The sequence below is a fragment of the Psychroserpens sp. genome, assembly GCF_034670085.1.
In the GTDB taxonomy this organism is placed as follows: Bacteria; Bacteroidota; Bacteroidia; order Flavobacteriales; family Flavobacteriaceae; genus Psychroserpens.
Map to the genome: position 1 here is coordinate 177,778 of NZ_JAXMOD010000001.1, position 13,289 is coordinate 191,066.

General features: G+C 32.1%; 11 protein-coding genes, 1 tRNA gene and 1 pseudogene. 1 reads left to right on the forward strand and 12 read right to left on the reverse strand.

Annotation, left to right across the window (positions count from 1 at the left end; translation table 11 throughout):
* Positions 1 to 37: 37 nt before the first annotated feature.
* The 5 genes from VOI25_RS00725 to VOI25_RS00745 form a co-directional block, all read right to left on the reverse strand.
* A complete protein-coding gene (locus VOI25_RS00725; protein ID WP_323786966.1) occupies positions 38 to 1,327 on the reverse strand; it encodes a hemolysin family protein in 1,290 nt (429 codons plus the stop codon).
* Between the two features lie 251 nt (positions 1,328 to 1,578).
* Complete coding sequence (gene lptC / locus VOI25_RS00730) at positions 1,579 to 2,148, reverse strand: LPS export ABC transporter periplasmic protein LptC (protein WP_323786967.1); 570 nt, start codon at positions 2,146 to 2,148, stop codon at positions 1,579 to 1,581.
* Entirely contained in the window at positions 2,149 to 3,531 is a 1,383-nt protein-coding gene (locus VOI25_RS00735) for a hypothetical protein (protein ID WP_323786968.1), read from the reverse strand.
* 15 nt (positions 3,532 to 3,546) lie between these two features.
* Complete coding sequence (locus tag VOI25_RS00740; RefSeq protein WP_323786969.1) at positions 3,547 to 4,857, reverse strand: hypothetical protein; 1,311 nt, start codon at positions 4,855 to 4,857, stop codon at positions 3,547 to 3,549.
* The gene (locus VOI25_RS00745; RefSeq protein ID WP_323786970.1) at positions 4,857 to 5,585 is read right to left on the reverse strand and encodes a type III pantothenate kinase; all 729 of its coding nucleotides are present in this window, start codon (positions 5,583 to 5,585) and stop codon (positions 4,857 to 4,859) included. Before VOI25_RS00745 ends, VOI25_RS00740 begins: the two co-directional genes overlap by 1 nt.
* 191 nt (positions 5,586 to 5,776) lie before the next feature.
* Between VOI25_RS00745 and VOI25_RS00750 the strand changes: the two genes are divergently transcribed.
* Positions 5,777 to 5,852: transfer RNA gene (locus VOI25_RS00750), tRNA-Phe, on the forward strand.
* 169 nt (positions 5,853 to 6,021) lie between these two features.
* On the opposite strand, the gene VOI25_RS00755 is transcribed toward VOI25_RS00750, so the two are convergent.
* From VOI25_RS00755 to VOI25_RS00785, 7 genes and pseudogenes are all read right to left on the reverse strand, one after another.
* Positions 6,022 to 6,462 (reverse strand): heavy-metal-associated domain-containing protein, encoded by a 441-nt coding sequence (locus VOI25_RS00755; protein WP_323786971.1) that lies wholly within the window; start codon positions 6,460 to 6,462, stop codon positions 6,022 to 6,024.
* Between the two features lie 33 nt (positions 6,463 to 6,495).
* A complete protein-coding gene (locus tag VOI25_RS00760) occupies positions 6,496 to 8,274 on the reverse strand; it encodes an efflux RND transporter periplasmic adaptor subunit (RefSeq protein WP_323786972.1) in 1,779 nt (592 codons plus the stop codon).
* Positions 8,264 to 8,746 (reverse strand): DUF305 domain-containing protein, encoded by a 483-nt coding sequence (locus VOI25_RS00765; protein ID WP_323787622.1) that lies wholly within the window; start codon positions 8,744 to 8,746, stop codon positions 8,264 to 8,266. Before VOI25_RS00765 ends, VOI25_RS00760 begins: the two co-directional genes overlap by 11 nt.
* A 21-nt stretch (positions 8,747 to 8,767) precedes the next feature.
* Positions 8,768 to 9,469, reverse strand: a pseudogene (locus VOI25_RS00770) (PepSY domain-containing protein); the annotation flags it as partial.
* A 1-nt stretch (position 9,470) separates the two neighbouring features.
* Positions 9,471 to 10,055: a DUF2911 domain-containing protein gene (locus VOI25_RS00775; RefSeq protein WP_323786973.1), complete on the reverse strand. Its 585-nt coding sequence runs from the start codon at positions 10,053 to 10,055 to the stop codon at positions 9,471 to 9,473.
* Between the two features lies 1 nt (position 10,056).
* Positions 10,057 to 10,737, reverse strand: coding sequence for a GNAT family N-acetyltransferase (locus VOI25_RS00780; RefSeq protein WP_323786974.1), 681 nt, complete (start codon positions 10,735 to 10,737; stop codon positions 10,057 to 10,059).
* Between the two features lie 4 nt (positions 10,738 to 10,741).
* Entirely contained in the window at positions 10,742 to 13,243 is a 2,502-nt protein-coding gene (locus tag VOI25_RS00785) for a heavy metal translocating P-type ATPase (protein WP_323786975.1), read from the reverse strand.
* Positions 13,244 to 13,289 lie beyond the last annotated feature (46 nt).

The window sequence follows — 13,289 nt, forward strand, 5'->3', positions numbered from 1 at the left end:
ACTTTTCGTGTGAATTGACTTACTTATTTTTAAATATCTAATCTTCTTGGATAATTTTTAATTCAACGACATCAATCTTAGTAGATGACACCTCTAAAATTTTAAATTTAAAGACACCAATAGTAACAACATCACCTTCTTGAGGAATTTCTTCAGCTTCGTCAACAATTAGTCCTCCAAGGGTTTCATAGTTTTCTCCATCCGGAAGGTTTAATTTATACGTTTCGTTAATATAATCCACTTCCAAACGAGCAGAAAACCTGAAATGATTATTCTCTAATTTTTCTTCTGTTAATTCAACACTATCATGTTCATCTTCTATTTCACCAAAGAGTTCTTCAACGATATCTTCTACAGTCATTATACCGGCAGTTCCACCATATTCATCAATTACCACAGCAATACTTTTTCGTTTTTTAGTTAAAATATTAAGTACATCTTTCACTAACATGGTTGCTGGAACAAACACTACTGGTAATGTAATTCCTTTTACAGATTTAGGCTTTTTGAATAATTCAAACGAATGTACATATCCTAAAATATCATCAATAGAATCTTGATAAACTAATATTTTTGACAGACCACTATCAATAAACATTGTACTAATATTCTTCACAGATTCCTTTACGTCTACAGCAATAATTTCGGTTCGAGGCACCATGACTTCACGTGCTTTAACTTCAGAAAATTCTAAGGCATTCTGAAAAATCTGAATCTCGCTATCGACCTCATCATGTTCTTCAACAGATTGCATTTGTTCGCTAATATAATTCCCTAACTCAACCTTGGTTAAAGCCAATTCTACATCATCACCATCGGTTTTAAAGAAGGCTTTCAACACTTTATCTGAAATCCAAATGATAAATGAGGATAAAAACCAAAAGAACAAGTAAAATAAATACGCTGGAAAGGCAAATATTTTCAAAAATGAATTCGCATATATTTGAAAAAACACCTTAGGTAAGAATTCGGCAGTAATCAAAATAATAACTGTAGAAATTACCGTTTGTGTTAGCAGACTTAAATCATTAAGTAAATAATTTAAAACTTGATAATCTGTGGGCAATTTCGATTGGAACCAAGCCACTAAAACATCACCCATTAAGAAACCATAAATAACTAAGGCTATATTGTTTCCAATAAGCATAGTTGCAATAAACTTAGAAGGCTTTGCAGTTAAAAGTGTCAATATTTTAGCAAGAAAATCACCTTGCTTTTTTTCAATCTCTATGTGAATTTTATTGGAAGACACATATGCTATTTCCATACCTGAAAAGAAGGCAGAGAGCAATAACATTATAATAATGGTCAGGATGCTTAAGTCCATATTTATTTAGGATTCCTATCGTCAAATTTTTTCCTGAAACGTTTTCGGAAGAAAAACATAAAAATAGCTAACGCTGCAAAAACGAATGAGATATAAGATCTATTGGTTCCATCATTCCAACTTGCAAATCCATCATAAATAAAAAGCACACCAAAAAAAAGGTATATGTATTGAAAAAATTGAAGTAGCTTCATATCGAAAATAAATATTTACTACAAAGATAGAGATGTTTTACTAAATTAGTTAAACTATTAGTCTTTTAAAAGCATATCACCACTTCCTTCGAGTATGGTATAATTTTTAAATTTAGTATCAGAATCAAAAATATTTCCTTTTCCATGATTAGAAGTCGCAGATTTTAGTCTTACTTGTTGATTAGTAAATAACCATTCGCGCTTTTGGTCGTAATACAACTGATCTGCAAATAGGCTATCATTTTGCGGTGTAATTAAAATTACATTCCCTTGTAAATCGATTAAATCAGTTTTATTATAAACAATTGCATAGTCTGCCAAAATAATATTTTTATCTCCGTTTTCATCGAAAAGAGACAAGTTCACGCCTTCTGGAAACTCAGAAAATGAAAACCCTCTATTTGAGTAATCTAACATTTTCGGGCTTTTGAGATTTGCAATTACTTTACCATTGGCATCTTCAGCTTCAGTATATCTTAAATCGATATTTTTTGCTTCACCAATAGGTTGATTTTGAAGTACTCCTATTTGCTGAACATCTTTAAAATTGTTCTTACATGAAAAAAACATAGTCACAACAATTGTTGTGACTATGACTATTTTTATATGTAAAAACTTTAATTTCATTTACAGATTAGGCACTTTCACACTACCACCAATCCAACAACCAATGTTAATTGTTGTACCTGCATTTCCTTCCTGGAAAATCTCAGATTTAGTTGGTGCATTTGCATTATAAGAATTAGCAGCTTGTTGTGCAGCAGACTTCATACTCGCATCTACTCTTCCTGCTTTTAAAGCTTCTTCAGCTGCATACCAAAACACAGCTCTTTTATTAAAGTTAGTGTCACCACAACTATTAGCACTCTTAGCATACATTGCAGCTATTTGCAAGTGAGGTGTCCCATCTGAAGGATTTAACTTTAATGCTTCTCGGTAGTAATTTCTAGCAGCTCCATAACTTCCACGTTTTTTATAGGCATTGGCAATTTTCTTAGCCAAACGTCCTTTTTTAAACACATCTGTCTCTAACTCGTAAGCTTGTTTAATGTAATCATCTCCTTCTTTGTTTTTGTCTTGCTTATATAAAATAGTTGCGACAAAGTATTTAGTATCTGCAGAAGGCGCAGTTGCATCATACGCTTTTACTAAATCAATGTATAAAGGATCATCAGTACATTCTTTATTATACATTCTGCTCACGGCTCTTTTTAACCAAATAGCATCCGTTTTATAAGTTGGAAAATCTTTTTGGTATAGTGGAATTAAATTCTCACAATTAGCTAACTGACCAAGATATGTATCTAAACTTCCTGATATTTTATCATTAGCTACTAAAGATTTTTGATAAAATGGCTTGTATTTCCCTTCTTTCTTTGATAATGCTTGTCCAGCTTCTTCTTTCTCAATTAGTTTATTCAACTTAATTGTATAATCCGCATTAATTGTTTCTAACTGCTCAGACACATCATCATATTTATTAAATACATCTTGTATTGGCGCTTGACCAGCTTTAAATAAATCTACAATCTTAGTAAAGTACACATATAATCCTTTAGCACTTGTAAAGTTTTTTAAGTCTTGCTTATAAGCTTTATCAAAGGCATCATATACTTGTTTATCTGTAAGACCCATTTCTTTTTGGTTGTCATACATCAATAATCCTTTATCTGTAAGCACCTCTCCTATATCATATTTACTTGGGTAATACTCCATTCCCTTATCCCAAACAACAATCAGATCATTAATAAAATCCAGTTTTTCTTGTCCAGCAGAGTTTTCAATTTTATGATCTAGTATCTTTTCACCGTATGCGTAAATAGCATAACCAAACTTTGGACATTTGTTTCTCACTTTCATCCAAGGTTCATAAGCTTCATCATATTTCTTACTCTTAACATAATCGCTCATTATGGTTAAGTTAAGCATACACTCTTCATCTTGCTGAGCAAAACCGAAGTTTGCTGTTAAAAACAAAGCAGCTAATACTAAAATAATTCTCGTTTTCATTGTCATAATTTTATGTTAGTTATATTTTCTTTTTTCGAACCATCTATCGTTTAATGATAGACTTAGTTGGAAATTCACAAAATTTTCTTGTATTAAATTCTGGTTAGTTGTACCTCTTCTACCAAGTTCAAAACCAAGGTTAGCATTTGAAAAATATTTCCCAACTGGTAATCCAACTCCAAAAGATATGCCAAACTCGTTTATTGTTTCATTATTTATTTCTAATCCAGTATTCTCAAAATGGATACCACCTCTGTAAGTGATTCTTTTCCAGTAAGAAGAGAAATAATCAGGATCTGGAACAAAAAATCCTCCAATAGAAAAATTAGATGCATTTACAAAATTAGCATTATCTATAGTTACTATTGGGTTTGAAAATTTACTGGTATTAAGATACGTATACTCTGCTCCTAAAAACCATTTTCTTGGCGCTCCAATTCCTGCTCCAAAAGACAATCTAGATGGCAGCCTTAAATTAGTTTCATCTAAACCTTTTGCTTTTAAATCTTCATCGATTGAATTTACAACAACTTCTTGACCACTTTGCTGATTTATTACAATAGTTGCAAGTGATCTTGTATTTCTTGATGAAATATCACTTTGTGGAGAATATGTGAATCCAGATTGTAATTCAAGTTTGTCATCAATCATGGTTTTATATGTCAATCCAAAATTGATATTTAAACCACTCAAGTTTGATTTATTTTCCTCTCTTGATTGATATTGAATAATATTTCCTTCATCATCATATAGAAACTCAATCGCTGTATTCTCGATGTTTCCAAAATTATAATTCATATCAATTCCTGCACTCAGCTTATCTGTAATTCTATAGCCTAGACCCACAAATGCTTTATTTAAACCTCCTTCCCCTCTATATCTATTTACAACCTGGTTACTACTATTCGTGTTTTCTAATTTGTAACCCACTGAAGTATATGGCAAAATACCTAAACCAAATCCTAATTTATTTCCAAGTGGCATTGATATGGTCATATAATCTACTGTAGTAGAACTTGTCTTTGCGCTTCCAGAATCTGCTTTTAAATTGATTTTATTATGACTCGTACCAATTGCAAATTTAACTGGACGACTTTCATTATTAAAAATCTGTAAATTCGGACCTACATATGCAGCAGGATTTCTAAGGTTAACATGAATACTATCTGTATAGATACTCAATCCACCCATGCTTCTATTTTCTACTGTTCCTTTAAATTTTAAAGAACCTATTCCATAAAACGAATATGGAGAAGCTGTACCTTCTTGAGCATTCATTTGTAATGCAAAAAAAGCAACTAAAACTAATACAAGTTTTTTTATCATTATTGTGTATTATATTCTAAAATAAAATTCAAACCTTCTAAAAGAAAATTTGAATTGGCAAATATGCCATTTTTTAATTGTTTAGACAAGAAATTGGTATCTCCTCCTGTTAAAATAACTGTTAAATCCGAATATTTTTCTTTATAGTCATTAATAACACCATCTATTTCTTTCAAAACACCAAAAACAACTCCGGAATGAATTGAACTATCTGTAGTGTTTCCTATTATAGATTCAGGTAGTTTAGATTCAAGTAACGGAAGATTTGCGGTTAAATTATGGAGACTTTTATATCGTAATCTTATTCCAGGTGAAATTGCGCCACCGAAATATTCATTTTCAGTATTTATAAAATCGTAGGTAATACAAGTTCCTGCATCTATAATAAGTACATTAGAGTTTGAAAACTGTTGAACCGAAGCGCTAACTAACGCTATTCGATCAACACCAAGAGTTTTAGGTGTTTTATAAAGGTTTTCAAAAGGTTGTTTTGTTTCAGAATTTAAAACTAAAATATCAATCTCTGATGCGACAGCCAGAACATCTTCTTCATTTAATTTACCTACAGACGAAATTATTCCTTTAGAAATAATTGGATACTTATTTAGCACCTTCCTAATCGAAATTAAAAACCCATCATGTGGTGTTACAAATTTCTCAAATAGCACATTGTCTTGAAAAACAGCCAGTTTCACTAAGGTATTTCCTACGTCTATTATTAAATTCATCGTAAATTAATAAGTGGTAAACATACAAAATGCAAAAAAAACTTAAAGTCGGTTTAACCAAAATATAACATATTAATCTATTGTAATTATTGATGTTTGGCATTTTAATAAATAAAGGCAATAAATTTTTAAAGTTTCTTTTTGGTAATACTAAAAATGCATATATATTTGCACTCTCGTTTTAAACGACTGGTGCCTTAGCTCAGTTGGTAGAGCAAAGGACTGAAAATCCTTGTGTCCCTGGTTCGATTCCTGGAGGCACCACCACTAAAAAGCCTTAAACATTTGATTTCAAATGATTTAAGGTTTTTTTGGTTTTTAGAAGGAACAACAAAAGGGACAGAGCACTCTTTAAACATTACCTGATTTTAGGCTGAATAAATGAATAAAACTACGAATAGAACTCAATTTTAGAGTTCTATTCGTAATTGCTATGTTAATGATTGTGATCTGAATGGTCTTCTGATTTCGTTTCTCCAGATTGATTCATCATCATTTCATGGTCGTATTTGCAACAACCTGGTAAATCTTTATAAGCTTCTTCACTTCCTGCAACTTTTTCAGTATCGTAACCTGAAGCTGCTATAGCCTTATGAATTGCCATGGCATCAGTTTTGGAAGCATCAAAAGAAACATCAATTTTCTTTTTATCGACATCCCAACTAGCACTTGCTACACCATCTACTCCGTTAGCTGCTTTTTCAATAGTACTTTTGCACATTCCACAATTACCTCTTACCCCAAAAGACAGGTCTGTCATTGCCATTTCTTTTGATACTTCTGTAGCCGTAGTTTCTTCAACTTTTTTGGTTTCGTTCTTACAACTTGTTAAACCTAATGCTGCTATTACAGCTACACTTAAAATTACTTTGTTCATTGTTTTAAAATTTAATTGTTATTATTTGATTTATTATTCTATCACTTGTTTTACTTCTCCACAGGTTAACATTGCTTCACCAAAATATGGATTGATTACTTTTTCTTCTGTACTCAACCAATATGCACCATTGTTATCATCTGCCATCGGACAAAATTCTACATACACTTTTTCCTTAACACCAAATAGTTGAACAGCACTTATTAAGTGTGATGATAGATGTTTGAAATGATCTCTTTGTGCTTTAATATCTGACGTTTTAGAAATAGATGTTGCAGAAGATTGTATTTCTTTTATTAATGACATCCAATGTGTGTGAGCATTATTGTCTGATAACAATTTCATATCTACTTTACCTAAATTATTCAATAAACTTGATGCATTAACTGAAGTGTTTTTTGAATCTTCTTTAACTAAAGCATCTTTTAAATTGATATAATCATAGTAAACAACTTTTAATTGTTCTTGAAATTTCTCTGATACTGTCAATCTTCCGCTCATATTAGCATGGTCACTTTCTTTTTTTGATGCCTTATTATCCATTCCTGAATGTCCTTCGTGACCAGTCATTACTTTTCCACCATCTTTATTCATCATTGATTTTTTGCCTTGTAATTGTGCTGCTGCATCTACAGTAAATGTTCCGTTAGTTACTATTTCATTGCCAACAAATAAGCCTTCTAAAACTTCATATTCATTACCAATTTGATTACCTAAAACAATTTCTCGCATTTCAAAAACGGTTTGGTCTGGATTGGTTTTTAAATAAGCCACAGAACGTTCACCTGTCCAAAGTACAGCAGAGGATGGAATTGTTAATACTTCATTATTACTACTTAAAACTCGTTCAATATTTGCTGTTACAAACATTCCTGGTTTAAATACATCGTTTTTATTAGTAAGCACCACACGTAAGGTTACTGTTCTTGTTCTGGTATTTAAAATTGGCTCAATAAAATCTACTTTCCCTTTAAACTCTTTATTAGCATAAGCGTTTGTAGTCACTAAAACTTCTTGCCCCTTTTTAAATAAATCGATTTGATTTTCATAGACATCAAAATTTGCCCAAACCGTATTGAGGTTTGCAATTTTGAGCAATGGTTGACCCTGTTTTATGTAGTCACCTTGTTCTACTAATTTTTCGGTAACTGTTCCTGAAACCGTTGCATAAACTGGAAAGTTTTCTTTTACTTTTCCAGTTTCTTCTATTTGATTGATTTGATTTTCAGAGAGCTTCCACAATTTTAATTTGTTACGAACCGCTTTGTATAATGTAGGTTGTGATTCCTTTAATGATGAAGCTGTAATCAATTCTTGTTGTGCTGCATACAATTCTGGCGAATAAATGGTTGCTAATAATTGACCTTTACGGACTTCTTCTCCTGTAAAACTGATATTCAAACGTTCTATTCTACCCGAAAAATAACTTACTTGTACTGCATTAGCTTCTTCATTTTCAGCAATTTTACCAGATAATTTAATTGTGTTGCCATCAACATTTCCTTTACCGACTATGGTTGTTTGAATATTGGCTAAAGCCATAGCATTTTCGGTTAATTTGAATTGGTCTGCTAATAAACCATCAGAGCTATTTTCAGCAGGAATTAAATCCATACCACAAATAGGACAATCACCTGATTCTGGTTGCATAATTTGTGGATGCATAGAACACGTCCACATTTGATTAGTTGCTGAAACCTTATCGTGATTGTGCTCTGTTTCTTCTTTTGATGAACCACCAAATAGGAACCAACCCAAGAGCAAACCTACTGCCAATAAACCTATGTATATGACTATTTTATTATTTTTCATTTTCTAATCGTTTTATCATTGCTTTCATTTCTTCTATTTCCTTTTTCTGTGCTTTAATAATATCCTCTGCTAATTGTTTAACTTCTGGGTCTTTTATATCTGCTCTTTCGCTTGTTAGAATTGCTATGGAATGATGTGGTATCATACCCTTCATCCAAAGTACATCACCAACTGTTGATTCTTGGTCACGTACTAAACCTAAAGCTCCAAGAAAAAGAACTATACTACCTATTACAATTCCTAAATTTTTCTTTTTACTGCTATACATATTTTTCATAAAGAAAAACATAATTAAAGCCATTGTAGAGATCCCTAAACAAACCATATAGAATCTTGTAAGACTAATCCAAACGTGGTCAAATTCGTATGTATTGAGATACATAGTGATGTACATTGCAACAAAAGATGCTCCCAACATTAAGAAGAACTTTGTGTAGTTGCTCATTCCGTTTTTGTGTTCTTGTGTGTTCATAATTTTTGGTTTTTGTGTTAATATTTTTTTCTTTAATTTTCTAATTGTAGGTGAGGAAGTAAACCAAAGTAAAAATCCGCTTAATACAGTAATTAAACCCAATAGAGAAAAGACTCTTAAAACAATTGTATTAAAGTTATCCCTTCCTTCATAATCCATCGTATGTGTCATCCATAAAAAATCAAACCAACGCCAACTCCGATGTCTTACGGTTTGAAACTTCCCATCAGTAATAGATACATAGGATTTAAGAGCTTCATCAGATTCATAGGATATTACATAAGCAGGTAACAGCTTTTCTCTGTACTCGTGTTGTTTTCCTGTTTCACCAATCTGCTCTATAGATACTACCTTTAAGCCATCTTTCATATTAAGTTGTGCTATATACAAAGCCTCTTCTTTTGTGATATTAGATTTTAAACTCCCATCGATAGCATTGTATAGCTGATTGTTATTCACCCAGTAGTAAGGCGAATTATTAATGTCTCTCAATTCAATAGTATTGATACCTTGAGAACCATTAAGTTGTGATGGACTAATGAGGTTGTTAAATGCTTTAGGCTGGTATTCCATATTTTTAAAATGGTCTCCGTGAATTTCATCAATATTTGTCCAACTAAAATACAGACCACTAATAGTCCAAAATAAAAACTGAATACCCAAAAACAACCCTAAATAGCGATGTGTTTTCCTTATTTTTAATGCTGTATGCCTGTTTACCATTTTATTGATTTATTTTGAATTGAAAGCTAATTGTAACCTTTTCCCAAGCAAGAGAAATACTTCCTTCAGTTTCACTAATCTTATTTACTTTATACTCTAAATGCTCTGTAATTTTATCTGAAATACTTGGCGTCACTTTAAATCGTATCACATCATCATTTGCATCATAATCGTCTTTCCCGTGCTGATTCCAGTTTTTATTAATCATTATAGTCCAATCCTCTTTTGATGGAATTGTAAAAAATCCATATTTACCTTTTGGAAGAATATCGCCATTTATGATTAAATCCTTATTTGTTTCTATCCAAGTGGCATTATGCGCTCCTGCCTGCCATACATTGTCATAACCAACTAACCCACCAAAGATGATTCGCCCTCTTACACCTGGTGATGAATAGTCTATACGAATATGCGCATCGCCAATCATTTCCATTACAGATGTATGTGGGCTTAGAGGTTTCTTTTTAGATGGTTCTGAATTATCATCAATTACCTTTTCAGATTTACTATTAAAAACATCTTTATTTTTTTCTTTACAACTCATTATTAGAATTCCTATAACTAAAATTATTTTTACTGCTTTCATACTATTTTAATTTATTTATATTTAAATCAGCAAGCGCCTTACTAACACTTAATGGTATTTTGTCAAAAGACACATGTCTCTTAAACAAAAACCATTTTTCTTTACGAATTACATAAGGTGTAAATCCAGATTTATAACACCCTTTTAAAGATGGAATATTCAAAAGATTAACAAAAACTATTATTCTATTATACCCGCTTTTAAAACCAACTTCGGATATTAATGACATCGCTCTAGGCATAACACCTAATCCTCTAAAATCTGGGTTAGTGTAAACACCTTCAATCAAAGCTTCATGCTCCTTTAGGGTAGGAAAAAGGTCCCCAAAATAATTTTTAATTTTAACATTTTCAGATGAACCTATTAACCATTGTTTGTAACAATTATTGTTATTAGAATCAAATGCTATATAACAAGTCTCCATTCTTTCTTTTACCAACCTTTCGTGTCGAAATTGTTCTTTTAATGTATTTAAATCTGAGTCTTTAAATGGACGAATTGAAAAACTTATTTTCGAATTAGGGGTTATAAAGCTTTTGCTTGATTCTCTCTCAAATCCAATTGAAGTTATTTCTGAATTAATTCTAGTGGAAATATTTTTGATAATAATCCTCAAATTGCCTGACCAAATTAATTTAGCTGCTATTTTCAATCTCATCAAGAACTTCTTTAGATTCTTCATTATTTTATATATTTATATTTCTTAATCTCAACGCATTTGCTATTACTGAAACAGAGCTAAAACTCATTGCTAACGCAGCTATCATAGGCGATAATAAAATGCTAAAAAATGGGAATAATACGCCTGCTGCAACTGGCACACCTAATGTGTTATAAATAAGTGCAAAAAATAAATTTTGCTTTATGTTTCTCATTACGGAATGACTTAAATTTTTAGCCTTTACTATTCCGTGTAAATCGCCTTTTATTAACGTTATCATTGCACTTTCTATAGCTACATCTGTTCCTGTACCCATTGCAATACCTACATCACTTTTTGCCAATGCTGGTGCATCATTAATACCATCTCCTGCCATAGCAACCACTTTTCCTTTTTCTTGCAGTTTCTTTACTTCTTTGAGTTTATCTTCTGGTAGCATACTGGCTTTAAAATCTGCGAGATTAAGTACTGATGCTACAGCTTGTGCTGTATCGTGATTATCGCCTGTAAGCATTATAACATCAATGCCTTTATCTTGAAGTGTTTTAATTGCTTTGGCACTTGTTTCTTTTATTTTATCTCCAATAACTACATAGCCAACAACGGTTTTATCTATCGACAAATAAGAAACTGTCTTACCTTGTTTTTGGTAAGATTTAGCTTCGTCTTTCATTGTAGAAGTAATATCTGCTTTGGCATATTCCATCATTTTAGGATTACCTAATGCTATTTTTTTATCATTTATTATAGCTTCAACACCTTTTCCTGTAACAGCACTAAAGTTTTCAGATTTTGTTATTTCAGCATTATGCTCTTTTCCATATTTAACAGTTGCTTCTGCTAATGGATGTTCGCTATTGGTATTTAATGAAACGATGTATTGTAGTAGCTCTTTTTCGCTTAAAGCATCACTAAAAGCACCTACTGTTTCTACCGTTGGTTTTCCTTCTGTAATAGTTCCAGTTTTATCAACTATAAGTGTATTTACCTTATCCATTTTTTCAAGAGCTTCTGCATTTTTAATCAATACACCATTTTGAGCACCTTTGCCCACACCAACCATTACAGACATTGGTGTTGCTAAACCTAAAGCACAAGGACACGCAATGATTAGTACTGCAATTGCATTCACAAACGCATACACATAAACTGGTTCTGGACCCCAAATTGCCCAAACAATAAATGTGATAATAGAAATAAGAACTACAACAGGTACAAAATATCCTGATACCTTATCTGCTAAATTCTGAATAGGTGCGCGACTTCTACTTGCATCATTAACCATATGAATGATTTGTGAGAGTAACGTATCACTTCCTACTTTTTCCGCTTTCATCAAGAATGATTGATTCCCATTAATTGTTCCGCTACTTACTTTATCTTCTTGAGATTTGTTTACAGGAATAGGTTCTCCTGTAATCATAGATTCATCAATAGTTGTTTCGCCTTCAGTTATCACACCATCCACAGGAATTTTATCTCCTGGTTTCACTTTTAGAATATCATTTAATTCTATCTCATCGATACTGACTTCAACTTCTTCACCATCTACTATTTTAATGGCTTTATTAGGTGCTAACTTTAATAATTCTTTTACTGCCGAATTGGTTTTGCTATGTGCATGAGCTTCTAACAACTGTCCTAAAAGCACCAAGGTTAGAATAACCGTTGCTGCTTCAAAATAGACGTGTACTGCACCTGATTCAGTTTTAAATTGTTCAGGAAATACATCTGGAAATAACATTCCAAACACACTAAATAACCAAGCCACACCTGCACCAATCCCAATTAGGGTAAACATATTGAGATTCCACGTTTTTATACTTCTATAAGCACGTTCAAAGAACATCCAAGTAGCATAGAATACGACTGGAATTGATAAAACGAATTGAATCCAGTTCCAATATTTTTGTTCCATTATATCGTACAAAGGATTGTTATTGAGCATTTCGCTCATTGCGATTATAAAAATTGGGAAAGTGAAAACGGATGCTATCCAAAACTTATTCAATAGTTTTTTATAGGTTTTTTCTTCTGCTGAAACATCTGGTTGCATTGGTACTAAATCCATACCGCAAATAGGACACGAACCTGCCTCATCTTTTACAACTTCTGGGTGCATTGGACACGTCCATTGTTCAGTTGTAGCTGTTGTTAGATTTTGTTCTTCGACCAAATCCATTCCGCAAACAGGACAATCTCCTGCTTTATCATAAGTTTTATCTCCTTCGCAATGCATAGGACAATAAAATGTACCTGTGCCTTTTGCTTTTGGTTGTTTTTCCTTTTTATCTTCTAAATGGTGATGATGTTCACCTTGTTTATGAATACTGTATCTCCCACCATCATTTCTTAAGGCTTCTTGAAATGTTTCTATAGGAATATGCGATTCCATTTCGATTGTAGCTTCTGCCTTTTCTAAATTGACTGTTGCTTTTGAAACACCTTCCACTTTAGAAAGTGTTTCTTCTACGTGAGTACGACAACCGTTGCAAGTCATTCCGTGTATGTGATATGTGTGTTTCATCTGTTGTTATTTATTTTTTCTTAATGGACAGATGTAATTCGCTTAT